Below are 22,740 nucleotides of genomic sequence, written 5' to 3' on the forward strand. Positions count from 1 at the left end.
AGCTCGTCGAGCGGATCCGGCCCGCCTCGTCCCGCGGCCCAGCCCTGAGCGCTACGCGTCGGCGTCGGCGTCGGCGTCGGCGTCCTCGAACGCCGTCCGGCGGCGGACCTGGTCCTCCTGGGCCAGGCGGCGCAGCAGTTCGAGCATGGGGCCGGAGAGGGCCAGGACGACGACCGCCTGCTCGGCCAGGGTCGGCGAGTCCTCGAAGGCGGCCGCGCGCTCCAGGTCCAGCCGGGCGATGGAGCGGGCCAGCTCCGCGTAGGCGACGAGGCGGTCGGGGCGGTAGTCCGCGTCGAGGCGCCGGAGCTCCCGGAGCGCCGTGGTCAGGCCGTGGATGTGCGGCGAGCTGCCGGGGATCCGCCAGTCCATCGCCGCGATCAGCCCGGAGACGTCCGCCGCCGCGGCCGCCTCGGCCTCCATCGCCTCGGCCTCCGCCTCCTCGTCGGCACCCCCGGCCGGGGCCTGGGCGACGGGCACCGGCAGGGCGTAGCTGATCGCCTTGAGGGTGCCGTCGGGGCTGTCGGCGTGGTCGACCGCCGCCAGGACCTCGCGGGTGGCGGCGATGGACAGACCACCCAGGGTGGTCAGCGCCTTGATCAGCCGCAGGCGCTGGACGTGCTCGTCGCCGTACTCGGCCAGCGTGGCGGCCGTCGCCCGGCCGGCCTGCAGCAGCCCTTCCCGGCGGAAGAACTTGATGCTGGCGACCGGCACGCCGGTCGTGCGGCTGAGCTCCGAGATCTTCATGCGGCTTCCTCGTCGGTGAAGTGGCCGGGTACCCCGCGGTCGCGATCAGACACCCCCGTCCGATAGTGTCACTCTCCAGCACTGGATACCTTCAGTATCTAGTAACCCTGTGTGATCGAACCGGAGCGTTCATGTCTTCCCCTCCGCCCTCCTCCGCGCTCCGCAGTCCGCGGCTGTGGATCGGCTCGGGCCTCATCCTCGCGGTGATCGCCGCCCTGTTCTCCCTGCTCTACGTGGGCGGAAACGTCAACCCGAAGGGCCATCTGCGCGATCTGCCCGTCGCGCTGGTGAACGAGGACAAGGGTGCCGTCGTCGCCAAGGGCAAGCACCTCAACGCCGGTGACCAGGTCGTCTCCGGCGTCAAGAAGTCCGCGGAGGGCAACGACAGCTTCGACTGGCAGGTGCTCGACAAGGCAGAGGCCGACAAGCGGATCGGCCAGGGCAAGCTCTTCGGCGCGATCGTCGTGCCGGAGAACTTCACCGCCTCGCTGACGGGGCTGCTCAGCCCGCAGCAGACGAAGGCCGTCCGCCCGACGATCACGGTGCTCACCAACCAGTCGGCCGGCAGCTTCGGCTCCTCCATGGCAAGCCAGGCGACGCAGAAGGCCGCCCACGGCGCCTCCGCCCAGCTCGGCAAGGAGCTCCTCAAGCAGGCGAACACCCAGGGCGCCAAGCTCGCCCCGGCCGCCCAGCTGATGCTCGCCGACCCCGTGAGCGTCCAGGTCGCCGACGGCCATCCGCTCGGCACCCACAGCGCCATGGGCCTGAGCGCCTTCTACTACGCCCTGGTCCTGGTCGTCTGCGGCATGCTGGGCGCCAACGCGCTCATCTCCCAGGTCGACACCTTCCTCGGCTATGTGCACACCGACTTCGGCCCCTTCCGCCAGCGCAACCCCCTGCGCCACACGAGCCGGGTGCGCACCCTGGCCATCGACTCCGTCCTGATGGTCGGCCTCTCCGTGCTCATGGGTTCCCTGGTCGAGCTCGCCACGGTCGGCGTCCTCGGCATGGACGCCTCCCACCTCGGCCTGCTGTGGGTCTACTCCGTGGCCACCATCGCCGTCGTCGGCATCGGCGCCCTGGCCCTGCTGCGCGCCTTCGGCCTCCCGGGCATGCTGCTCTCGACGATCGTCTTCGTCGCGATGGCCGTCCCGTCCTCGGGCTCGACGGTGCCGCTGCAGGCGCTGCCCGACTTCTTCCGGTTCCTGTCGGAGTTCGAGCCGCTGCGCCAGATCACCGGCGGCCTGCGCTCGATCCTCTACTACGACGCCCAGGCCGACGCCGGCCTGACCCGCGCGTGGGTCTCCCTGGGCATCGCCCTGGTCGTCGCCGCGCTCTTCGGCTTCGGCATGACGCGCTTCTACGACCGCAAGGGCCTGCACCGGGTCCCGCCGTCCGCGAAGTCCGTCGAGGCGGAACCGGAGCCCGCGGCGGTCTGATCGCCGGGTGTCACCACCGGAAAGCGGACGTGCTCACCCCCTGCCAGGGGGTGGGCACGTCCGCTTTTCACACAGGCTTGTCGGTGCGGTTGCCGTCCACTTCGCCGAGGTAGGCGCCCAGAGGCTGGAGAGCGGCCCACAACTGGTCGAAGTACGAGGCGAAGTAGGTCATGAACGTGGGATCCTCCACGCTGAAGCCGTTGAGCCTCTGACGCGGCCCCCCGGAGAACGCCAGGAACACCACGCTGTCGTCGATCAGCGCCATGTTCAGGCCGTCGGCCGCCGCGGTCCACCGCAGCACGCCGGCCTCGTAGTTGAGGATGTGCTTGCTGTCCTCGTAGTGCTGACGGGCCCAGGAGAACATGTCAGGGTCGGGAAGCCCGTCGCGCTCGGGGATGCCGATGATGCGCCGTACGTTCCGTTCGTCGTCGCTGTCCTCGCCGGCCCAGTCCAGGATGGTCCGGAAGTACGCGGCGGACGCCCGGGTCGTGTACTGCGTGGGCGGGTAGCGGCGCGTGTAGGTGACCCGGATCTCCGAGCGCGCCTGGCCGGCGCGGGCGGCGGCCGCCTCGTAGAACTCCCGGTTGTCCCGGTACCAGTGCGCGGCCAGCAGGGCTTCTCCCGGGGCCTCCGGTCCGCCGGTGAGCGGCAGCCGCGGGAACGAGGAGCGAAGGCCCTTGGAGGCTTCCTCGATCTGCCGGGAGGCCCGCAGCCACCGGTCGCGCCACCTCGACGGATCCTCACCACAGGCCTCCACGAAGGCCGCCGTGTGCTCCCAGCTCGGGAATCGTCGTCCGTTCAGGATCGCCGAGACGGTGCTGCGACCGCACCCCACTCTCCGGGCGAGCGCCTCCTCGGTCGGCTTCTTGAAGGTCCGCCGCCGGAGTTCGCGCAACTCGGCCGCGAAGGCGAGCTGGGGCTCCGGCGGCTCTGACGCAGACCGCTGGCCAGGCATGGTGTCCACCCCCGTGAACGGCACAGAACGGTGCCGATGGACCGTCATTGTCCGCCAGTGCTACGCAACTCCGCCAGCGTTCGGGAGTGTTCCCCTTCGTCCGGGGTGTTCTACGCGTGTCTCCCAGCCGTTGTCCCTGGCAGGGCCTCGCTCCAGACTCGGGACAGCGGCCACCGCCGGCCGCGCCGGTGAGCGAAGGGAGCCGCCACCCATGTGATCCGTCGAACCGCCGCACTGTAGGCCCGCTTCGAGGCCCTACGACACAAGCCGAGGCCGCCCCCTGATGCTTCTGGGCGGAAGCAGGGAGCGGCCTCTCCGCTCAAACACAAGGAGACCCTCGTGCTCGTCGACTTCAGGATAGACCTGCCGTGTACGAGCGTGGCCTTCGTGGCCACGCTGGTGCTGGGCGTCGTACTGGTGATGTCCCCCTCGGCCCGGACGGCCGTTCTCCAGGAGGAATGGCTGCTGCCGGCGGTCACCTCCCTCCTGGTCGGCGTACGGCCGGGCGAGAGGGGCCGGCGATGACATCGCGCGAACTCGTGGCGGCATGCCCGCATTGCGGGGAGATCTCCTCGCGCTCGACCCACACCGAACTCGTCCGGAGCTGCAACGGCAACTGGAAGGTCGCTGAGTGGTCGGAATGCGGACGGTGCCACCGGTGGCTCGCTTTCCACATCCTGCGCGACGGGGAAAGGCGTCCCGGGTAGCAGGCATCCGTAACCGGTTCGGGGTGTGTCGGTCCGCGACACACCCCGAAGCCGTCACCGGGGCCTCCCGCGGTCGGACAAGCGCCTGGACGTGCACCGTCACCCCAGGCCAGGACGAGGGACAAGCAGAACAGGTGTACATGGGACCTTCTGGGTACATTCCGGGCGCCCGGGCCAACCCCCTGCGCCCGGTCCCAGTGAAAGGGCACCCTGAATGCCGGAATTCCCCTTCCAGCGACTCCGAAGCACCCTGCTCGGCACCGTACTTCTCGCCCTGCTCACCGCCCTCGTCGCCACCGCGCCCGGAGAGGCGAGAGCTCCGGAGAGACCCGTCGTCGCCACCGACCACGGGCAGGTACGCGGCGTGGCGCACGGCACGTACGACACCTTCGACGGCATCCCCTTCGCCGCTCCCCCCACCGGCGCGCGGCGCTGGCAGCTCCCCGCCGCCGCGGCGAAGTGGAAGGGCGTACGCGACGCGGGCGCGCCCCGCTCGCGCTGCGCGCAGGTGGCGCCGGACGAGCCCGGCAAGGTGCTCGGCTCGGAGGACTGCCTCTATCTGAACGTCACCGCGCCGAAGGGACGCGCGGCGGGCCGGGGCCGGCCCGTCATGGTCTGGGTGCACGGCGGCGGCTTCACCTCGGGCGGCGGCAGCGACTACGCCGCGCAGCGGCCCGCGGTGCGGGGTGACGCCGTCGTGGTGACCGTCAACTACCGGCTGAGCGTGTTCGGTTTCTTCGGCCACCCGGCACTCGGCGGAGCACCCGACTACGGCCTCGCCGACCAGCAGGCTGCCCTGCGCTGGGTGCGGGCCAACGCGGCCCGCTTCGGCGGCGACCCGCGCAACGTCACGCTGTTCGGTGAGTCGGCGGGCGCGCTCAGCACCTGCGCCCACCTGATCTCCCCCACCTCGGCGGGCCTCTTCCACAAGGCCGTGATCCAGAGCGGGTCGTGCATGACCGGTATGCCCGCCGGAGCCGTCGACCCCGGTGGCGCCGCGTACAGCCCCTGGGTGCCGCAGAGCCGGGTGCAGGACGCGGGCGCCACGGCCGCCCGTTCCCTGGGCTGCCTGGTGCCGGGGGCCGAGGCGCTGCGCTGTCTGCGCGCGCTGCCGGTGGCGAAGCTGGTGACGCCGGAGCTGACGCAGAAGTTCTCGCTCGTCTCCTACGGGAACGCGCTGCTGCCCGAGCGGCCCGAACGGGCGCTGGAGAGCGGCCGCTTCCACCGGGTGCCGGTCGTCCAGGGCACCAACCACGACGAGATGCGGCTCTTCGTCGCCCTGTCGCTGGCCGACCACCCCATCCCGGACGCGAACGTCTACCGCGCCCGGCTGCGGGGCACCTTCGGCACCGCGGCGGCGGCCGTCGAGGAGCTCTACCCCGCGGCGAAGTACCCCTCGCCCGCGCTCGCCTGGTCCGCGGCGCTCACCGACCGCGTGTGGACGTGCACGACCCTGCGCGCCGACCGGGCGCTGGCGGCGCACGTGCCCACCTACGGCTACGAGTTCAGCGACCCGAACCCGCCGGTGATCCCGGGGTTCCCGAAGGTGAAGGACTTCCCGTACGCGGCCGCGCACGCCTTCGAGCTGCCGTACCTCTTCGACATCCCGGTGGAACCGGCCTTCACGGCGGAGCAGCAGGAGCTGTCGCAGCGGATGGTCGGCTACTGGACCCGCTTCGCGCACACCTCGCGCCCGGACCTCCCCGGCGCGCCGCGGTGGACGGCCTTCCGGAGCGACGCGCCGCTGGTGCAGAGCCTGGCTCCGGGTGCCGACGGGATCCGGCTGGTGGATCTGGGCGCCGAGCACCACTGCGCCTTCTGGGACGCGCACCAGGCGTGATCCCGCCCTGCGCGGCGCGCGGCGCCGTTGCACGATGAGGGCATGCTCCTGGCCGAGATCGCCCGTGTGTCCGCAGCCGTCGCCGCGACGAGCTCGCGGTCGGAGAAGACCGGCCTGCTGGCCGGTCTCTTCCGGGCGGCCGGCCCCGACGAGGCGCCGGTCGTCATCACCTATCTGGCGGGGCGGCTGCCGCAGGGCAGGGTCGGGATCGGCTGGAGCGTGCTGCGCGACGCCCCGCCGCCCGCCGCGGCGCCGTCGTTGACCGTCCGGGACGTGGACCGGGCGGTCGACGCGTTCGCGGCGGTCGCGGGCAAGGGCGCGCGGGCCGAGCGCAAACGGCTCGTCGACGCGCTGATGGGCGCGGCCACCGCGGAGGAACAGCGGTTCCTACGCGGCCTGCTCGGCGGTGAGCTGCGGCAGGGCGCCCTGGACGCGCTCGCCGTCGACGGGCTCGCGGCCGCAGCGGGCGCGCCGCCCGAGGACGTACGGCGGGCGGTGATGCTCGGCGGCTCCCCAGCGGCGGTGGCCCGGGAGCTGCTGGCCAGCGGCCCGCAGGCGCTGGCCGGCTTCCGGCTGGAGGTGGGGCGCCCGGTGCTGCCGATGCTGGCGCAGACCGCCAAGGACGTCGACGAGGCACTCGACCGGCTCGGGCCGTGCGCGGTGGAGGAGAAGCTCGACGGCATCCGGGTGCAGGTGCACCGGGACGGCGACGACGTACGGATCTTCACCCGCACCCTGGAGGAGATCACCGGGCGGCTGCCGGAGCTGGCCCGGGTGGCACGCGAGCTGCCGGCCGGGCGGGCCGTGCTCGACGGCGAGATCATCGCCCTGGACGACACGGGGCGGCCGCGCCCCTTCCAGGAGATCGCGGGCCGGGTGGGCTCCCGGCTGGACGTGGCGGGGGCGGCGCTCACCGTCCCCCTCTCCCCCGTCTTCTTCGACCTGCTGGCCGTGGACGGCCGCGACCTGCTGGCCCTGCCGGTCTCCGAGCGCCACGCGGAGCTGGCCCAGGTGGTGCCGGAGCCGTTGCGCGTACGGCGGCTGGTCGTCGCGGACCCCTCGGACGACGGCGCGCGGGCGGCGGCCCGGGACTTCGCCGAGGCGGTCCTGCGGCGCGGCCACGAGGGCGTGGTGGTCAAGGCCCTCGCCGCCCCGTACAGCGCGGGCCGCCGCGGCGCCTCCTGGCTGAAGGTGAAGCCCGTCCACACCCTGGACCTGGTGGTCCTGGCCGCCGAGTGGGGCCACGGCCGCCGCACCGGCAAGCTCTCCAACCTCCACCTGGGCGCCCGGCAGGCGGACGGCTCGTTCGCCATGCTCGGCAAGACCTTCAAGGGCCTCACCGACGCCCTCCTGACCTGGCAGACGGAACGCCTGCGCGAGCTGGCCGTCAGCGACGACGGCTTCGTGGTCCGGGTCCGCCCGGAACTGGTCGTGGAGATCGCCTACGACGGCATCCAGCGCTCCACCCGCTACCCGGCGGGCCTGACCCTCCGCTTCGCCCGCGTGGTGCGCTACCGCGAGGACAAGAGGCCGTCGGAGGCGGACACGGTGGAGGGGGTGCGGGCGGCGCATGCGGGCGGTGGTGCGGGCCCGGTGTGAGCGGGGGCACGGCGTACGAGGAAGCGCCGGACGCTACCCTGGCTTGCGACGGCGCGTACCCCACGGGGGCGCGACCCCACCAGCAGGGAGACTCAGCGTGCTGCGCACCATGTTCAAGTCCAAGATCCACCGTGCCACGGTCACCCACGCCGATCTGCACTATGTCGGGTCCGTGACCATCGACGCCGATCTGATGGACGCCGCCGATCTGCTGCCCGGCGAGCTCGTGCACATCGTCGACATCGACAACGGCGCGCGGCTGGAGACCTATGTGATCGAGGGCGAGCGCGGGTCCGGGGTGATCGGGGTCAACGGGGCCGCCGCCCACCTCGTGCACCCCGGGGACCTCGTCATCCTCATCAGCTACGCGCAGGTCGAGGACGCGGAGGCCCGCGCCCTCCTGCCGCAGGTCGTGCACGTCGACGCCGACAACCGGATCGTCACCCTGGGCACGGACCCGTCGGCCCCCGCCCCCGGCACCCGGCGCAGCCCGCACGCGGTGGGCACGGCCGGGAGCTGAGGGCCGGGGGCCCGGCGTCAGCCGTTGGCGTTCACGTCGGCTGGGCACATTCGGCGATCCCGTCGAGGACGAAGTCGGGCGGCGTGTTGTAGAGCATCGCCGGCAGCTCTCGCGTCGTCTTCGGCCGCGGTTGTTGAAGACCTCTTGGATCCGCTCACTGTCAACTCCTCAGAGCAGGCGCGGCCGTGGAGCTGTCCGCCGCCGCGGCCCAGGCGCCCGGCAAGCCCGGTCCGGTGACCGTCAAGGGCGACACCGTCCACCCCATGGACAAGGCCCGCGACCGCTCCAACCGCCTCGCCCGGATGAAGCGCATCACCGACCCCGAGCTCGTCCTGGGCTCGGAGCCCGCAGGCGCCTGGTCCAACCAGACCCCCGCCGCTCGCACCCCGCTGACCGGCACTGTTCGCCGGAATGACGACATCTCGCCACCCGATTTTCCGATGGCCGGGCAGCGTCATATCGTTCACGGCGGGCGGCCGCGGAACCGGTGCCGCCGCTCGGGACCCCCGGGCAGAAGACCTGAGCGAAGGAACGGCATTGGACCTGGACCCCGACCATTCCTCGGCGCGTGCCGACCAGGAGACCCTGCGGCGCGTGCTGCTGAACGCGCTGGAGCAGGCGGGACTGCCCGGCCCGCCGCCCGAACTGCCCCTGCCGCTCCACCCGGCCGCCGCGCAGGCCGCCCGCGAGCGGACGCTCACGCGGGAGCTTGCCCAGCATCTGAACACGGCGGCGCGCCCGGCGGACGGCCCTGTGGAGTGGCCGGTGGAACTGTCCGACTCCTGGCAGCCCGCCGACCGTGCCACGTTCGCGTCGGCGGTCCGGCTGCTGGCCGCGGTATGGCCGCAGATGCTCGACGAACTCCGGGCGACGGTCTCCCAAGTGACCCTGCTCGGCGCCCCGCCGACCGATGCGACCGCGCTCGGCGTCGCCGTGATCGACCGCCAGTGCCTCGCCGCGACGCCCGCCGGGCTCCCGGCCTCGGTCAGGCTGGCCGAGGCCCTGGTCCACGAGGGCACGCGCTGCCGCGGCGCCGCCGAGGTGGCAGCACGGGGGACGACGACGGCCGAGCCGTCGGATCGACCGGTGGCCCTGGCCCGCTGCGTCCTGCTGTACGAACGCCTGCTGAGCGCCGGCCCGGCGGCGGAACCGGCGATGGAGGAACGGTACGGGCGGTTGCGCGCGGAGCTGGGAGCGATGGCGGGAGGGGGCGGGGCGAGGGGGTGAGGGCGTAGGCGGTGGCCGGCTCGACAACCCGCTGAGCGCGACGGGCCGGGTGCAGGCAGACGAACGGGCCTGGTGCGGAGCCCGCGGCTCATCCGCCATCTGCTGGACTGTGGGCACATTTTCCGCCGCGCCTGGACGGCGGTGCGGCGCCCGGGGAGCGCGGAAGACGTGGATCCACGGGGACCTGCGTCGGCTCCTGTCCAGTTCAACTCACGTGCAAACCCTCGGGTTCGAGGCCAACCACACCGCCAACACGCTGTCTCCGACGGCGCTTTGAGTACGACTTCGAGGAATCGAGCACAGACAGCGACAGTCGCCCAAACTGGACCATCCGCGCAAACGCAACCGGGCACGCTCCCGGCGCCCCTGCCGATCTTGATGCGGTATCGAGCAGGCACATACAGTGATCGCCTGCCACCGATCACTTCATGATGCACTCAAAGGATCCGTAGCGCGCCTCGGGAGGCGATCCCTTGTCGGTCGAGATTCGGCACCTGCGCGTATTCATCGCGCTCTGCGAAGAAGGCAGCTTCACCGGCGCGGCGAGAAGAATGATGCTCAGCCAGCCTGTCGTCTCGCGGACCGTCCGGCAGCTGGAGAAGCACGTGGGCTGCGAATTGGTCGACCGGAACTCAGGCTCGATACAGCCCAACCGGGTGGGCCATCTCGTCCTGGCTCACGCCCGTTCGGCAGTAGAGGAATTCCAGCGGGCCCTGGACGCCGTCCACACGGTCGACCACCCTCTGCGGCTCGGCTACATGTGGTCCACGCTGGACGAGCGCATGCTGACGGTCGTCAGATCCTGGGAACGGAAGCACCCCGGCTTTCCCATCAACACCCGCCGGACGGACGACCGCCTGGCGGGACTCACCGACGGGAACGTCGATATCGGACTGATCCGCGAGCCTCCGGCCATCCCTTCCATCCGGACCCGCCTCTTACTGCGCGAGAGGCTGTACGTCGCGGTTCCGGCCGATCACCCCTTCGCCGCCCGACGCGCCCTGCACCTGCGGGATTTGGAGAGCGAGTCCCTTGTGGTCAATACCGCTTCCGATACGGACCTCTCGGGCTTATGGCAACCGGCGCACACTCCCCGGGAAATCGTGCGGGTCGAAACCTACGAAGACTGGTTTTTCGGTATCGCGACGGGCAAAGGCATCGGCCTGACCCCGACCTCCACCGCCGGGATGTCCCCTCTCCCCGCGATCTCGTACATCGAGTTGGTGGACGCACCGGCAGTCGCCCTCCATCTGGCCTGGAAGTCTCCGGGCAGCCATCCGGCTCTCGACGCATTCGTCCGTCATGTGGCCGACGCCTTCCGCGCGCTCGGAGCGAGGGGATAGGCGGGCCCGTCAACTCGCCCTGGACTCGGCCCGGATCACGATGTACACGCCGATGAGGGTCACGGCGACGCCGAGGTACACCGGCAGGGCCGGCGCCTGGCCGAGCAGGATCGCCGCGAGGAACGACGCGCCGGGCACCTCCAGCAGGGAGACGACCGCAACCGTCGACCCGCTCACCACGCTGAGGGAGCGGTTGAGCAAAGAGTGACCGACGAGTTGTCCCGCGATGGTCAGGCCGAACAGGGCGGCCCACGTCCGGGTGTCGAACCCGATCAGGTCACTGCCGGTCGCCAAGCAGGCGACGAGCAGGGCCACCGCGGCCGTGCCGTAGCAAACGGCCGTGTAGGTACCGGTGTCGACCCGCCTGCGGACGCTCTCCCCCACCGTGAGATACGCGGCCATGCACGCCCCGCCCACCAGGGCCAGCGCGTCGCCGACGATGGCGCGCGACGACGATCCGACATCGACACTGCTCACGACGGTCACACCCACCAGAGCGAGCAGCATGCCGCCCCAGGCCGCCGCCGATACGGACCGTCCTCTCGCCTTGGCGATCACGCCTGTCCACAGAGGCGTGGTGCACACCAGAGCCGTCGAAGCCGCCACTGACGTCATGTTCAGGCTCGGGATCCAGGTCCCGAAGTGCGCGGCCAGGAAAAGGCCGGCCAGCGCGGACAGCGCGAGGTCCGCCTTGCCGGGCCATCGGTTCCGGCCGGTCACGACGCGCGGCATCAGGACCGCGCTGGCCATCACATTGCGCCAGAACGCGATGGCCAGCGCGGGCGCCGCCGCGTATGTCGCCAGGGGCGCGGAGAGAGAGATGCCGAGCACCGCGAGGGCCAGCAAGGCGATCTCCAGCGGAGGAAGCGCACCGCGGCCGCGCCGGTCGGCGGGGGCATGGAGCAGCCGCTCCCCCCGCACGCTGCGAGTGCTCTGCTGTGGGTCACGGCTCACGGTCGTCTCTCTCTGGCAACGGATCCCGATGATCTTTATGGTCGATCACCAAGCGGTGAAGGAGAACCTCTCGTGCATCGCACGGTCCATGACATAGAAGTCCTTCGCCCGCTCCGCCTTCGCCAGAATCGCCAGGTCGTCCGTGCGCTCCGCTATCTCGAGGAGCCAGTCGTAGCAGTCGGCGGCCGGGACATCGTAGGTGAAGTGCAGCTTGGCGAGTCCGAACGCGATGTCCCGGAAGTTGTGCCGGGTGCAGGCAGGGGCAATGCGCCGCACGTCCATGGCAAAACCGTCCGGGAGCGGCTGCCGCTTGATCAACAGCGGTTCCAGTCCGGGGGTGTACCGGTCCGGCGAGGCAAAGACATCAGCGGGGGTAAAGGGCTTGTCGAACGAGAAGTCGAGGCAGAGCGAGACCCGGCTGTCGGTGGAGAAATTCGCCGCGCAATGCACACCGGCGGCGTCGAGGAACCACACTTCGCCCTTGCGCATCCGGAATACCTTCTCCTCGTCGGAGTTGAAGGTCGCTTCGTTGTCCTCCAGCACGATCAACACCCGGAACTGGCCTGCCGCGTCCCCGGACAGCTCCAGGAAGTCCTTGTGCGGCATCATCGACGCGTCCACGATGTCCCGGCCGCGCACCATGGTGAGATGCCCGACCGCGAAGTTCTCTTCGATCACCTCGGTGAGATAGGGAATGAGCCTCGCGTGCTCGGTGGGCTTCGCCGGGGAGTCGACGTCCCTGAACATGCCGTCGCGCGCGTCGCCCGACTCGTTCCACAGCGGTACGTTCTTCCAGAAGCCGCTGGTGAACTCGTCGTACGCCTCCTTGCTCTTCTCCATGCCCCGGAGGGCCGCCACATCGGCCGCCAGCCGGGCATCGTCGAAGCCAATCTTCCCGAGGATGAACGAGGTCACGATTCCCCCTTGTTCAGGACGAGTTCCTTCCGCTCAGCGGCAAACGTATCCAGGTGGCGCCAGAAGGTTAAGTGCGTTCTGTGCATGCTGCATGCACGCCGCACATATCCATCGGGAGCCGGGGCCGGTCCTTCCGTTTCGGCAACCCATGCATGTCCCCCGGTTGTTGAGGCACCCGCTCTTCACCCCCGACTCTTGGCGGAAGAGCGGCCGCTCGCAGACGGGGTTCGCCCTCAAGCGAGGCAGCTCCCCGCCCGTCGGCTCGGAGGACGCTCAGTCGAGACAGAACTCGTTGCCCTCGATGTCCTGCATCACGATGCACGACTCGTTGTCCTCATCGGCGAGCAGCAGTTGCACGCGTACCGCGCCGAGCGCGACCAGTCGTGCGCATTCGGCCTCGAGCGTGGCCAGGCGCTCTTCACCCACGAGCCCGGTGCCGACCCGCACATCGAGATGCACCCGATTCTTGACGACCTTGCCCTCGGGAACGCGCTGGAAGAACAGTCGCGGGCCCACACCTGAGGGGTCCATGCATGCGGACCATGAGCCCTGATCCTCAGGTGCCAGCGAGCGATCGAAGTCGCCCCACGTGGCAAACCCTTCCGGCGGAGGCGGTACGACGTATCCCAACACCTCGCACCAAAAACGAGCGACGCGCTCAGGTTCCGCACAGTCGAAGGTGACTTGGAACTGCTTGATCGATGACATCGGCGCACCATAGCAGCGGCGGCTCTGTTGCTCATATCCCTTTAGGCCGTCCGAACGGTCCCACATGCGGGACCCATTCCGGTCGGACGACGACCCGGCCCTCCTCGCGGGTGAGCAGCACGGATGTCGGGTGCGGCTCGGGGAGCGGCGGGTCCTCGCCACGGCGGACGGCCGCCAGATAGTCGTGGACGGAGGAGCGGGCGCGGAACGGCCGGGGTGCCGGGTCGTCCTCCGGCGCGTCGAGCACGTCGGTGAAGAGCCGCTCGAACCGGGCCAGGTCGACCAGGAGGTCCACCCATTCCTCGGGGGCACCGGCGTCCGGGCGGGTGCGCTCCAGGTGGTCGGCGAATCCGTCGTCCAGACGGGCCAGGCTCGGGGACCGGGACGGGTGCGCGTCGAGGTAGTCCAGCGCGAATCGGTCGAAGAGTTCCCGCGCCAGCAGGTGGAGCATTCCGGGGTGCAGGCCGCGCATGCAGTTCAGCAGGCGCAGCCGGTAGCCGCGGTGGTAGATGTGGAATCGTTGCTCGGCGGTGAGCCGCCGGGACGCGGTGAACATCTCCCGTGCGGTACCGGCCTCGGCGTCGTACGGGCCGAGGAGGGCGTTCTGCATCCACTGCTGAATAGTCGCGAGGTCGCTCATCCACTGCCCCCGCGCTCCCGGCCATGGCCCGTGCCTTTTCCAGCTCCTCTTGCAGTACGGGGAACGGCGGGAGTTTGTCGTCGCGTTCGAGCAGGGTGGCGACACCTCCGGTGAGTTCGACGGCGAGGCGGTAGAGGTCCCATACCGGGTCGCTCACCGGGGCGTCGTGGGTGTCGATGAGATGCGTTCCGTAGTCCGTGTGTCCGGCCAGGTGCATCTGGAAGACGCGGTGGTGCGGCAGCGACCGCAGATACTTCTCCGGATCGAAGTCGTGGTTGACGCCGGAGACATGGACGTTGTTCACGTCCAGCAGCAGTCCGCAGTCCGCCTCCTCGGCCAGCAGGGTCAGGAAGTCCCATTCGGTGAGGGTGGAGGCACGGAATTCCAGATAGGTGCTGGGATTCTCCAGAGCGAGCGGGCGTTCCAGCACGTCCTGGACGGTGCGGGCCCGCTGGACGACGTGGGCCAGTGATTCCTCGGTGAGGGGCAGTGGCAGCAATTCGTGGGTGTGCACGCCCAGGACACCGGTCCAGCACACGTGATCCGAGACCCAGGGCGCGTCCACCGAGTCGGCGAGCCGCTTGAGTGCGCGGAGGTAGCCGAGGTCGAGCGGGTCGGTGCTGCCGATGGACAGCGAGACGCCGTGCAGGACGACGGGGTAGCGCTCGGCGATCTCGTCCAGGGCGCGCCGCCGGGGGCCGGCGGCGTCCAGGAAGTTCTCCGAGATGATCTCGAAGGAGTCGACGGGCGGCCGGTGCTCACGTATGTAGGGGATGTGGGCGGTACGCAGCCCCACGCCGAATCCCAGGTGTTCCACCATCTCCGGCGGCCGCTCCTTTCGCTTATCGGTATCCGTCGGGGGACAGCACGGTGACGTGGAAGGTGCACCGCGCGCGGAGCATGCCCTGGCCTGTGGGATCTGGATATTCGGGGCCTTCGGCGGTGATGACGACCGCGTGGTCCGTCGTCGATGTCGACGGGCCCGCGTAGAGCGGCATGGCCGTGGCCGTCCCGTTCTCGTCCGTTTTCGACGTGCACGTGAGGTGCCGCGTCTTGCCGTCGTCGGCACTGAAGTAGAGGGGGACGGGAGTGCCGTCGGGAATGCGGAAGACGACCTGCTTGTCCGTGAGGTGCCGCCCCACGTCGTTGCGGGCTGTCGCCTTCAGCGGGTCCGGGAACTGCTGCCCGTAATGCTGGCGCGGATCGTCGGCCGACTCGCGGAAGAGGGCGGTGACCTCGTCGGACAGGCCGGGCTTCGGGGCGGACATCCTGTCGTAGTCGGGCAGCGCTCCGTCGGGAATGCCCTGCCCCGGCGAGGGTCCGAACGCCTTGCCCGCCGCGTACATCCGGGCCTCGAAGAGACGGCGGGCCTGCTGCCAGACGCTCTTGCCACGCATGGGGCCGCCGGAGAAGACCCGGCTTTCGTTGATGGGGCTGGCGCAGCTGCCGTTGTAGCGGCATTCCTGTTCGCCGGGGTGGAACTGCTGCACGTCGTTCCCGGCGTAGCCGCAGCCGCCCTGGCCGCGGCAGAGCCCTTCGCCGTGGCACACGTGCTGGACGGTCGCGCACTTTCCGGTACCGGCCATCTCGGCCGTGCCCTCGTAGTCCTGTCCGGCGCAGGCGTTGAGGCCCATGCAGACGTGGAGTTCGTCGCCGTTCGCGGGTCCCGGACCCCCGCACCCGTTTTCCGCCGGGGCGGTCCGGGGCGCCGGGGACGGTTTTCCGGTCGGTTTCCTCGTGGTCATCGCTTCTCCTGGCTGCCGGGACTGCTCACTTGGTGTGGGCGATCTTGGAGTTGACCGCGCACCACTGGCCGCACTCCATGTCTCCGGTCGTGTTGTCGGGCACGTCGAAGTCCGCCACGGCGCCGGGCTGGAACACCACGCACATGCTGGAGCCGCCGTAGCTGAAGTAGCCGAGCTCATCGCCCTTTTGGAGGGTCTGGCCGGGCTGGACGGTGATGGTGACCGAGGAGATCTCGGTGATGCCGATGGGCATCACACAGACGATTCCGGCGGTGTCGCTCTTGATGAGGACCAGGCCGCGCGTGTTGACCGCCGCCTGATAGATCTGCGACTGGGTTCCGGCGTCCTTGTCGTGGCCCGCCGATTCGAGTTCGGTGAACATCAGCCCCTCGACGAGCCGCGCGCTGAGGACCGTGCCGCCGACCGGGGCATGCCAGCGGTGGTAGTCGCCGCCGGAGAGGAAGGACTGGTAGACGTCGCCGCCGATGAAGGTGTCCGCGAGGTCGCTGCCGTCCAGCATGTCGTGGAGGGAATAGCGCTGGCCCTTGACCCAGAATTCGTCGGAGCGCTGCACGTTCCGCTGGACCCTGACCACCTTGCCGTCGTTCGGGGCGACGATGGCCTTGGGGTCCTTGTCGATCAGGCGCTTCCCGGGCTTGACCTCGCGGTGGAAGAAGTCGTTGAAGGAGGCCAGCCCGCCGTACTGCAGCGAGAAATTGATCTCGAAGTCGTCGAGTTTGAGCTCCTTCCGGGCCTCTTGTGACAGCCACTGGTCGGTGGTCAGCACCTCACGGCTGGCGGGGCTGTCCAGGTGGGTACACCACTCGCGCAGAATTCCCAGGAGCGCCTTGTTGAGGTCCCGGTTGCGGAAGGCCGCCTCTCCGGCCGGCGTGAACATCATGTCCACGAACAGGGCCGACATCGGGAAGTGGACCTTGTCGGTGTAGCGCGGGACGGTGGTGACGACGGTGTCGAGGCGGTCGAGCAGATCCGAGACATCGCGTACACCGCTCTTGCAGAGCTGCTGAGCCTGCTCGATCATCAGGCTCACGTACATCCGCACCACGGGATCGCGGTCGATCAGCCGCGCCAGGTCGGCCACCGAGTTGTGCCGGACGACGGCGTCCCGGGCCCGCTGCTCCTCGACCCGGCGGCCGAGTTCGTCGAGCCATGCCTGGACGACTGACCGGTTCTTCGGCAGGTAGCCGGCGACGCGGCCGAACGAGTGCTGATAGCGGGCCTCAAGGGCCTCCTCGGTGTATCCGTTTCGTTGGCGAATGTCACGGGGGTTCCTCCGGTCCTGTCTGCCAATGGGGCGTGCGAGGAGGGGCATTGACGGGCACAGCGCATTCCGTCCCCCACCGTGGCGCACCGAAGCCCGTCACCAGTGATGAACCGTCCAGCGTGGACAGGGCCCGGTGAAACGCCGTATCCAAGTCGGTGCTTGACACCCTCCGGGCGGCTCGGCCAAACGGTTCCGCCCTTGACTGCCAGGGGCTCACCGTCCGTATGCGGTACGTCGCATATGGCTGGATCTTGCGGAACCACCCGCTCCGCGCCGCCCCGCGACGGCCGGCCGGCGGTTGCCGCGCACCCCGCCACCCCCGGGTTTCCGATCCGGACAACTGAGAGCGGGACCGAAGCGGCAACCGGGGACGGTAACCCCGAGTACAGCCCACAGTCACGCGGGCGAGGCCCGAGGCTGAAACCAGTGCCCGTTCACGACGAGTTAACGCAGCGTGGCCCGGGCGTACTTGACCGTAGTTGAACGACGGCGTTTGACTTCTGTTCGTTTGCGTCCAGCAGCGTCGCCCCCGGCCCCAACCGCCGCGCGAGCGCATCCACGCCTCCCCCGTGACCGGAGCTCCTGTGACCTCTGAAGTGACCCCCGAGCCGCTCTCCCCGCTCGACCTCTCCTTCTGGAACATCGAGTCCGCAGGCCATCCCCTGCACATGGGCGGGCTCTTCGTCTTCGACGCCGACACCCCGGACGCGGCCCAGCGTGCCGCCGGGCTGATCGCCGCCCGCGCCGCCCGCACCCCGGGCCTGAACACCCGCATACGCTCCGTCCTGTTTCCCGTCGGCGGTGCCGCCCGCCATGTCGCCCCCGACTTCGACCCGTTGGAGCACGTCCATCTCACCGCCCCCGTGCGGGACTTCCACGCGGCCGCCGGGATCCTGATGCAGCGGCCCCTGGACCGGGAGCGGCCGCCGTGGGCCGCGCACGTACTGCCCGGCGCCGACGGCACTTCCTTCGCCGCCCTGTTCACGTTCCACCACGCCCACGCGGACGGCATACGCGCCGCGTCGTACGTCATGTCGCTCCTCGACGGGGCACCCGCCCCGGCCGACGCGCCCCGGCCGCGGCGGAGCGGCTCCCGCTCGGGCCTGCCCGACCCGCGCAAGCTGCCCGGCCTGCTGCGCGGTGCCGTGAGCGACGCCGTCAGCGACGTCGGACAGGGCCTGTCCATCGCCTCCGCCATGGTCGGCGCCGCCCTGGACGTGAACTCCTCGCCCGCCCTCGCCTCCCGCGGCACCGGAGCCCGCCGCGCCGAAGGGGCGGTCGTCGACCTGCGCGACGTGAACCGCGTTCGCGAGGCCGTGGGCGGCACCACCAACGACGTCCTCCTCGCCGTGGTCGCGGGCGGCATGCGGCGCTGGCTCGACAAGCGCGGCGACGGCAGCAACGGCGTACGCCCCCGTGCCCTCGTCCCCGTGTCACTGCGCACCCCGGGCGACCCGGCCGCCTCCGGCAACCGCCTCTCCGGTTACCTGACCCGGCTCCCCGTCGACGAGCCCGACCCCCGCGCCCGCTTGCGCGCGGTACGCGCGGCCATGGAACGGAACAAGCAGGCCGGACCCGCCGACGGCGCGGGCGCCGTCGCGCTCCTCGCCGACTTCGTCCCGCCCCTCGGTCACCGCTTCGGCGGCCGCCTGATCGCCCGCTCCGGCCGCCTCTTCTACGACCTGCTCGTCTCCAGCGTCCCGGTGTACGGCGCCCGCGGTCTCCGGCTCGCGGGCAGCCGCGTCCGCGAGGCCTACCCGCTCGCCCCGCTCGCGCCCGGGCAGTCCCTCGCCGTGGGCATCACCTCGTACGAGGACCACGTCTTCTACGGCCTGCTCGCCGACGCCGTCGCCGTGCCCGACCTGGACCTGCTCGCCCGCTCGATCACGGACGAGGTCGCCGAACTGGTCGCGGTCTGCGGCACCTGAGCCGTGCCACTGCCACGGGGGCAGGCGGCGCCACGAGGCGCATGCCGAGCAGGATGTGCTCGGTGCCGAATTGCTCCTGCCCCAGTGCGCGCGCGTTCGTCCGGGTGCCTTCTTGGCATCCCCGAGGCCCGCCTGCGCCCCAAGGCGCCCGGGCCGAAGGTGTTGTCGGCCTGACAGAAACGGGATTCGCCGCATTTCCCATGGAACTCCCCCGCCCCTCCGCCCGACTACCTCGAAGTCAAGTGCCGCAAGAGGGAGTTGTGCCATGGAAACCACCCGTCGCGCCCTGCTGGGCACCGCCGCAGCCGGCGCCCTGGCCGTCGGCCTCACAGCCGTCGGACCCGCGCGGGCAGCGGAGAAGCGCATCCGCGTCGCCGTCCTGCTCTACGACGGCTTCACCGCCCTGGACGCGGTCGGGCCCTACGAGACGCTGTGCCGCCTGCCCGGGGTACGCGTCTTCACCGTGGCCCGCAGAGTCGGCCCCGTCCGCACCGACACCGGTCAACTGGCCCTGGCCGCCGAGCGGTCCCTGTCCGACGTCTCGCACGCCGACGTCCTCGTCGTTCCCGGCGGCGGCAATCGCGGCATCGTCGCCGCCATGGACGACCCGGCCCTGCTGGACTGGATACGCCGCCTCCACCGGCACACGACGTGGACCACGTCCGTCTGCACCGGCTCGCTCCTCCTCGCCTCCGCCGGCCTCCTCAAGGGCCTCCCGGCCGCGACGTACTGGGCCTCACGGCCCTATCTGGAGAAACTCGGAGCCGTCCCGGCGCCCGGCCGGTTCGTCGAGACCGGAAAGATCATCACCGCCGCGGGCGTCTCCGCCGGTCTGGACATGGGCATCCACCTGGCCGCCCGCCTCTCGGACGAGGCGACGGCCAAGGCGACGCAGCTCGCCATCGAGTACGACCCCCAGCCGCCGTTCGACACCGGCAGCCCGGAGAAGGCGGACGAGGCGACGCGACGGCTGGCGCTGAAGTTGGTCGAGGGCTACTGAGCGCTCCGCCCGGCCGCTGCGGGCCGGTGGGGGCTGGTCGCGCCCACACGGCGGAGCCGCATATCGAAAGAGCCCCGCGCCCCTTACGGGGCGCGGAAGCGTCAGCTGGGCCATGACAGGTATCCAAACACCACCCGACCGAGTGAATCACGTACATAACACTATCCGGCCGAACAACATGCTGCTGTCCTGGTCTTGCCCCTGCTGACCAGGGGCGTTCACGCGGAACAGGAGGGTCAACCATGCGACTCACTGGACGCACCACCACCCCGGGACGCAGACGGACCGCAGCCATCGGTGTCGGCGCCGCGGCCCTCGCCCTGACCGGTTCGGTCCTCGCCGTACCGGCAGATGCCCAAGAGCCCGCCGTCGCCCAGGCCGGTACCTACTGCGGCCCCACCGAAGGCTTCTACGGCGGCGGCCAGTACACCTACGCCGACGTCCAGCTGTGCCTGCGGGCCGACTCCAGCGGCTCGGTCAGCGCCGTCGTCAACACCGGCAACAACAGCTACTACTGGGGCAGCGCCTGGTACAGCGCGACCAACAGCTACCCGGCGCGCTGGGATGCCAAGGGCACGGCCGGCGTCGGGGGCACGGGCCACGGCTACAGCGTCAACGCCACGCAGACCTCCAGCTCCGGCTCGGCTGCGGCCTCGCTGTCGACGACCGCCTGTGGCACCTACAGCGTCACCATGACCTTCCACCAGAACGGCTCGTACTGGACCGACGCCGGCAACGACATCAACTCCGGCCAGCGCACCTACAGCATCAACGTCCCCTGCTGACGACAAGGTTCCGGACCGGCGGCGCCCCGCTCAACCCGACTCACCCGGTTCCGCCGCCATCGCGGCCACCCCCTCCCCCAGCGACGTCCGCGGCCGGAAGCCGAATGCCCGGGAAGCGACCGTGAGGTCGGCGGCCATGTGGTGGACGCCCCCGGGCGGTGCGGGGCGCGGGACGAGTTTCACCGGGCCCGCCACGTTCTCGACGGCGGCGATCGCCTGGTTCATGGACACCGGGGAGCCGCCGCCGAGGTCGGCCACGCCTGTGAAGCCGGAGCAGGCCGCGTCGCGCATGGCGGTGACGGCGTCGCGTACGTACAGGAAGTCGTAGGTCTGCTCGCCGTCGCCGTGCAGCGGGAACGGCTCGCCGCCCGCCGCGGCGGCGAGCAGGCGGGCGAAGACCGTGTCGGGGCGCTGGCGCGGCCCGTAGACGGAGAACAGCCGCAGGGAGAGCGTGGGCACCCCGTAGGCCGTGCGGTAGAGCTCGCAGAGGTGCTCGGCGGCCAGCTTGGTGACGCCGTAGGGGGACGCGGGGGTGTGCGAACCGGCGACGCCGTGGACAGCTGAGCTCGAGGCGTGGACGAAGGCGCCGGACGCGCTACTGCGCGCGGCTTCCAGCAGCACCTGGGTGGCGAGGATGTTGCGGCGGACGCAGAGCTCGAACGTGGTGCCCCAGGAGGGCCGTACGCCGGACTCGCCCGCCAAGTGGTAGACGGCGTGTGCCCCTTCGAGCAGTGGGCCGAGGTCGGTGTCCAGCAAGTCGGCGTGGTGGAAGGAGAAGGCGGGGCGGCGGGTCAGGTCGCGGAGGTTGCGTTCCTTGAGGGCCACGTCGTAGCTGTCGGTGAGCGCGTCGACGGCGACGACGGTGTCACCGGCCGCCAGCAGGTGCGCGCACAGATGGGAGCCGAGGAAACCGGCCGCGCCGGTGACGACGGCCCGCATCACGGCCTCCCGGCGGCGTGCGCGGCGGTTCCCGGGCGGTGGCAGACGATCCGCATGGCTGATGTCCTCCGGGGCGAGGCGGTGGCGAGCGGCGGGCACGGGCGGGTGCGGCCCTTGTTCACTCGGGTGTTCACTCAGGGCCGTTCGGTCAAAGCCGCGCCTATTCGCTCAGGGCCGCGCCGGGAAGGGAAGACCCTCAACGAACGCGAGGTGCCGTTCGAGCCATCCGGCCGAGCCCGGCCGGATGTCGCGTTCCACCTGCGGACCGTCTCGTTCCGCGCCACCGCCGCGCGGCGGTGTCCTCGATCGCCGGACGGGCTCGATGTGGCTGACGCGCGTGTGCGCGTTCAGCCCGTCCGGCAGTTGAGGATGCCCCAGGGCAGGTGGCTGGGCCCCGGCGACGAATCGCCGGGCACAAGCCCCGGGCTCACGCCCCGCCGAAGAGCTCCACCAGGTCCTGGCGCCCGAAGACCGACGCCGCCTCGACCGCGGAGGGCGACCCCGCGGACGGGTCGGCGCCGTGGGCCAGCAGCGTACGGACGATCTCGTCCTCGCCCTTGAAGACGGCACCGGCGAGCGGGGTCTGGCCGCGGTCGTTGGGGCGGTTCGCGTCGGCGCCGCGCTGGAGCAGCGCGAGGACGGCGTCGAGGTGGCCGTGGTAGGCGGCCAGCATGATGAGGGAGTCGCCGCGGTCGTTGGTGAGGTTGACCGGTACGCCCGCGTCCACATAGGCGGCGAGGGTGTCGGTGTCGCCGTGTCGCGCCAGGTCGAAGACCTTGGCCGCGAGCTGGAGCACCTCGGGGTCGTGTGCGGGCTCGGTCTCGGGGGTCTGCTCGGTCATGTCCGCTGTCCTCCGGGTTGGGCTGCTGGCGGCCTGGTGACGTCAGTGCTGTCCACCCTATGTACGGCCGGGCCGCTGGAACCACGGGCTCCTGCCGCCGCGCGTCGCATCCGGCCCGCGAGTGGTCGTGAGGGCGACGCGCGCGGACCGGGCAGGCGGTGGACGCGGCCGAACGGGTGAATCCCGGGAATCCCCGTCGGCGGCGGCCCACAGGAGGGCGCTGATCGCCACCGGCCGGGTTTCACGCAGTGTTCAGGCGGTTCGCCCGGCCCGCCGGGGATCGAGGCCCCCGCTCCTGGTGCGTCACCCGGCGACCGAACGGCGATTCATCCGCTTTTGCCTTATTAGCACTTTCTGTGAGTCTTGAGGAACTCGTGGTGACCGTCCCCATCAACCAGGAGAACGTCATGATCCTGTCCATCTCCGGCGTCGTCCTCTTCGGCATCGTCGTCTTCCTGTTCTTCCGCAAGGACGGCCTCAAGCCCTCCCACGGCATCGTGTGCGCCCTGTTCGGCTTCTACCTCGCCGGCACGGCCATCGCCCCGAGCATCAAGGCGGGCAGCGCGAGCCTCGCCGGGCTGCTGGGCGGCCTCAAGTTCTGACACCGACCGCCCCCACAGCCGACA

Annotated in this window: 21 protein-coding genes and 1 pseudogene; 11 read left to right on the forward strand and 11 right to left on the reverse strand. The window is 70.8% G+C overall.

Annotated elements, in window-relative coordinates:
* Window positions 1–51 precede the first annotated feature (51 nt).
* Entirely contained in the window at window positions 52–744 is a 693-nt protein-coding gene (locus ACFY1P_RS30350; protein WP_390752441.1) for a MerR family transcriptional regulator, read from the reverse strand.
* Window positions 745–875: 131 nt separating this feature from the next.
* On the opposite strand from ACFY1P_RS30350, the gene ACFY1P_RS30355 reads away from it, so the two are divergent.
* The gene (locus ACFY1P_RS30355; RefSeq protein WP_361534859.1) at window positions 876–2,183 is read left to right on the forward strand and encodes a YhgE/Pip family protein; all 1,308 of its coding nucleotides are present in this window, start codon (window positions 876–878) and stop codon (window positions 2,181–2,183) included.
* Between the two features lie 67 nt (window positions 2,184–2,250).
* Here ACFY1P_RS30355 and ACFY1P_RS30360 read toward each other — a convergent pair whose 3' ends face one another.
* On the reverse strand, window positions 2,251–3,138 hold the full coding sequence (locus ACFY1P_RS30360) for a helix-turn-helix domain-containing protein (RefSeq protein WP_361527322.1): 888 nt from the start codon (window positions 3,136–3,138) through the stop codon (window positions 2,251–2,253).
* Between the two features lie 339 nt (window positions 3,139–3,477).
* On the opposite strand from ACFY1P_RS30360, the gene ACFY1P_RS30365 reads away from it, so the two are divergent.
* The 6 genes from ACFY1P_RS30365 to ACFY1P_RS30390 all read left to right on the forward strand — a co-directional run bounded on the left by ACFY1P_RS30365 (window position 3,478) and on the right by ACFY1P_RS30390 (window position 10,374).
* Window positions 3,478–3,663 carry a hypothetical protein gene (locus ACFY1P_RS30365; RefSeq protein ID WP_361527324.1) on the forward strand — a complete coding sequence of 62 codons (186 nt, stop codon included), beginning with the start codon at window positions 3,478–3,480 and terminating at the stop codon, window positions 3,661–3,663.
* A 396-nt stretch (window positions 3,664–4,059) separates the two neighbouring features.
* Window positions 4,060–5,685, forward strand: a complete 1,626-nt coding sequence (locus ACFY1P_RS30370; RefSeq protein WP_390752442.1) for a carboxylesterase/lipase family protein — start codon at window positions 4,060–4,062, stop codon at window positions 5,683–5,685.
* Window positions 5,686–5,727: 42 nt separating this feature from the next.
* The gene (locus tag ACFY1P_RS30375) at window positions 5,728–7,284 is read left to right on the forward strand and encodes an ATP-dependent DNA ligase (protein WP_361527328.1); all 1,557 of its coding nucleotides are present in this window, start codon (window positions 5,728–5,730) and stop codon (window positions 7,282–7,284) included.
* 97 nt (window positions 7,285–7,381) lie between these two features.
* On the forward strand, window positions 7,382–7,804 hold the full coding sequence (panD, locus tag ACFY1P_RS30380; protein ID WP_390752443.1) for an aspartate 1-decarboxylase: 423 nt from the start codon (window positions 7,382–7,384) through the stop codon (window positions 7,802–7,804).
* Window positions 7,805–8,341: 537 nt separating this feature from the next.
* Window positions 8,342–9,031 carry a hypothetical protein gene (locus ACFY1P_RS30385; protein WP_390752444.1) on the forward strand — a complete coding sequence of 230 codons (690 nt, stop codon included), beginning with the start codon at window positions 8,342–8,344 and terminating at the stop codon, window positions 9,029–9,031.
* Between the two features lie 473 nt (window positions 9,032–9,504).
* Entirely contained in the window at window positions 9,505–10,374 is an 870-nt protein-coding gene (locus ACFY1P_RS30390) for a LysR family transcriptional regulator (RefSeq protein ID WP_361527334.1), read from the forward strand.
* 9 nt (window positions 10,375–10,383) lie between these two features.
* On the opposite strand, the gene ACFY1P_RS30395 is transcribed toward ACFY1P_RS30390, so the two are convergent.
* The 7 genes and pseudogenes from ACFY1P_RS30395 to ACFY1P_RS30425 all read right to left on the reverse strand — a co-directional run bounded on the left by ACFY1P_RS30395 (window position 10,384) and on the right by ACFY1P_RS30425 (window position 16,669).
* Window positions 10,384–11,328, reverse strand: coding sequence for a DMT family transporter (locus ACFY1P_RS30395; RefSeq protein WP_361527336.1), 945 nt, complete (start codon window positions 11,326–11,328; stop codon window positions 10,384–10,386).
* A 45-nt stretch (window positions 11,329–11,373) separates the two neighbouring features.
* Entirely contained in the window at window positions 11,374–12,243 is an 870-nt protein-coding gene (locus ACFY1P_RS30400; protein WP_390752445.1) for an aspartyl/asparaginyl beta-hydroxylase domain-containing protein, read from the reverse strand.
* A gap of 273 nt (window positions 12,244–12,516) precedes the next feature.
* Window positions 12,517–12,951, reverse strand: a complete 435-nt coding sequence (locus ACFY1P_RS30405) for a VOC family protein (RefSeq protein ID WP_361527340.1) — start codon at window positions 12,949–12,951, stop codon at window positions 12,517–12,519.
* A gap of 31 nt (window positions 12,952–12,982) precedes the next feature.
* Complete coding sequence (locus ACFY1P_RS30410; RefSeq protein WP_390752446.1) at window positions 12,983–13,591, reverse strand: putative DNA-binding domain-containing protein; 609 nt, start codon at window positions 13,589–13,591, stop codon at window positions 12,983–12,985.
* A gap of 82 nt (window positions 13,592–13,673) precedes the next feature.
* Window positions 13,674–14,411, reverse strand: a pseudogene (locus ACFY1P_RS30415) (DUF692 domain-containing protein); the annotation flags it as partial.
* A gap of 22 nt (window positions 14,412–14,433) precedes the next feature.
* Window positions 14,434–15,336, reverse strand: coding sequence for a hypothetical protein (locus ACFY1P_RS30420; protein WP_361527346.1), 903 nt, complete (start codon window positions 15,334–15,336; stop codon window positions 14,434–14,436).
* Between the two features lie 25 nt (window positions 15,337–15,361).
* Window positions 15,362–16,669 carry a phophatidylserine decarboxylase associated domain-containing protein gene (locus ACFY1P_RS30425; RefSeq protein ID WP_390752447.1) on the reverse strand — a complete coding sequence of 436 codons (1,308 nt, stop codon included), beginning with the start codon at window positions 16,667–16,669 and terminating at the stop codon, window positions 15,362–15,364.
* A gap of 548 nt (window positions 16,670–17,217) precedes the next feature.
* Here ACFY1P_RS30425 and ACFY1P_RS30430 point away from each other — a divergent pair.
* The 3 genes from ACFY1P_RS30430 to ACFY1P_RS30440 all read left to right on the forward strand — a co-directional run bounded on the left by ACFY1P_RS30430 (window position 17,218) and on the right by ACFY1P_RS30440 (window position 20,334).
* Window positions 17,218–18,549, forward strand: coding sequence for a wax ester/triacylglycerol synthase family O-acyltransferase (locus tag ACFY1P_RS30430; RefSeq protein ID WP_361527366.1), 1,332 nt, complete (start codon window positions 17,218–17,220; stop codon window positions 18,547–18,549).
* A 265-nt stretch (window positions 18,550–18,814) separates the two neighbouring features.
* Window positions 18,815–19,549 (forward strand): DJ-1/PfpI family protein, encoded by a 735-nt coding sequence (locus ACFY1P_RS30435; RefSeq protein ID WP_390752448.1) that lies wholly within the window; start codon window positions 18,815–18,817, stop codon window positions 19,547–19,549.
* 242 nt (window positions 19,550–19,791) lie between these two features.
* A complete protein-coding gene (locus tag ACFY1P_RS30440) occupies window positions 19,792–20,334 on the forward strand; it encodes a hypothetical protein (RefSeq protein ID WP_390752449.1) in 543 nt (180 codons plus the stop codon).
* A gap of 30 nt (window positions 20,335–20,364) precedes the next feature.
* Here the strand turns inward: ACFY1P_RS30440 and ACFY1P_RS30445 are convergent, their stop codons facing one another.
* Window positions 20,365–21,372 carry an NAD-dependent epimerase/dehydratase family protein gene (locus ACFY1P_RS30445; protein ID WP_390752450.1) on the reverse strand — a complete coding sequence of 336 codons (1,008 nt, stop codon included), beginning with the start codon at window positions 21,370–21,372 and terminating at the stop codon, window positions 20,365–20,367.
* A 328-nt stretch (window positions 21,373–21,700) separates the two neighbouring features.
* Window positions 21,701–22,114 (reverse strand): ankyrin repeat domain-containing protein, encoded by a 414-nt coding sequence (locus tag ACFY1P_RS30450; RefSeq protein WP_361527354.1) that lies wholly within the window; start codon window positions 22,112–22,114, stop codon window positions 21,701–21,703.
* Window positions 22,115–22,521: 407 nt separating this feature from the next.
* On the opposite strand from ACFY1P_RS30450, the gene ACFY1P_RS30455 reads away from it, so the two are divergent.
* Entirely contained in the window at window positions 22,522–22,716 is a 195-nt protein-coding gene (locus ACFY1P_RS30455; protein ID WP_361527368.1) for a hypothetical protein, read from the forward strand.
* Window positions 22,717–22,740 lie beyond the last annotated feature (24 nt).

The organism is Streptomyces sp. NPDC001407 (assembly GCF_042895325.1).
Lineage (GTDB): Bacteria > Actinomycetota > Actinomycetes > Streptomycetales > Streptomycetaceae > Streptomyces.

Coding starts and splice junctions, on each gene's coding strand:
- ACFY1P_RS30450 (WP_361527354.1), bottom strand. CDS start 22,114: ATGACCGAGCAGACCCCCGAGACCGAGCCCGCACACGACCCCGAGGTG.
- ACFY1P_RS30455 (WP_361527368.1), top strand. CDS start 22,522: ATGATCCTGTCCATCTCCGGCGTCGTCCTCTTCGGCATCGTCGTCTTC.
- ACFY1P_RS30355 (WP_361534859.1), top strand. CDS start 876: ATGTCTTCCCCTCCGCCCTCCTCCGCGCTCCGCAGTCCGCGGCTGTGG.
- ACFY1P_RS30420 (WP_361527346.1), bottom strand. CDS start 15,336: ATGACCACGAGGAAACCGACCGGAAAACCGTCCCCGGCGCCCCGGACC.
- ACFY1P_RS30440 (WP_390752449.1), top strand. CDS start 19,792: ATGCGACTCACTGGACGCACCACCACCCCGGGACGCAGACGGACCGCA.
- ACFY1P_RS30405 (WP_361527340.1), bottom strand. CDS start 12,951: ATGTCATCGATCAAGCAGTTCCAAGTCACCTTCGACTGTGCGGAACCT.
- ACFY1P_RS30435 (WP_390752448.1), top strand. CDS start 18,815: ATGGAAACCACCCGTCGCGCCCTGCTGGGCACCGCCGCAGCCGGCGCC.
- ACFY1P_RS30350 (WP_390752441.1), bottom strand. CDS start 744: ATGAAGATCTCGGAGCTCAGCCGCACGACCGGCGTGCCGGTCGCCAGC.
- ACFY1P_RS30410 (WP_390752446.1), bottom strand. CDS start 13,591: ATGAGCGACCTCGCGACTATTCAGCAGTGGATGCAGAACGCCCTCCTC.
- ACFY1P_RS30370 (WP_390752442.1), top strand. CDS start 4,060: ATGCCGGAATTCCCCTTCCAGCGACTCCGAAGCACCCTGCTCGGCACC.
- ACFY1P_RS30425 (WP_390752447.1), bottom strand. CDS start 16,669: ATGCCCCTCCTCGCACGCCCCATTGGCAGACAGGACCGGAGGAACCCC.
- ACFY1P_RS30375 (WP_361527328.1), top strand. CDS start 5,728: ATGCTCCTGGCCGAGATCGCCCGTGTGTCCGCAGCCGTCGCCGCGACG.
- ACFY1P_RS30360 (WP_361527322.1), bottom strand. CDS start 3,138: ATGCCTGGCCAGCGGTCTGCGTCAGAGCCGCCGGAGCCCCAGCTCGCC.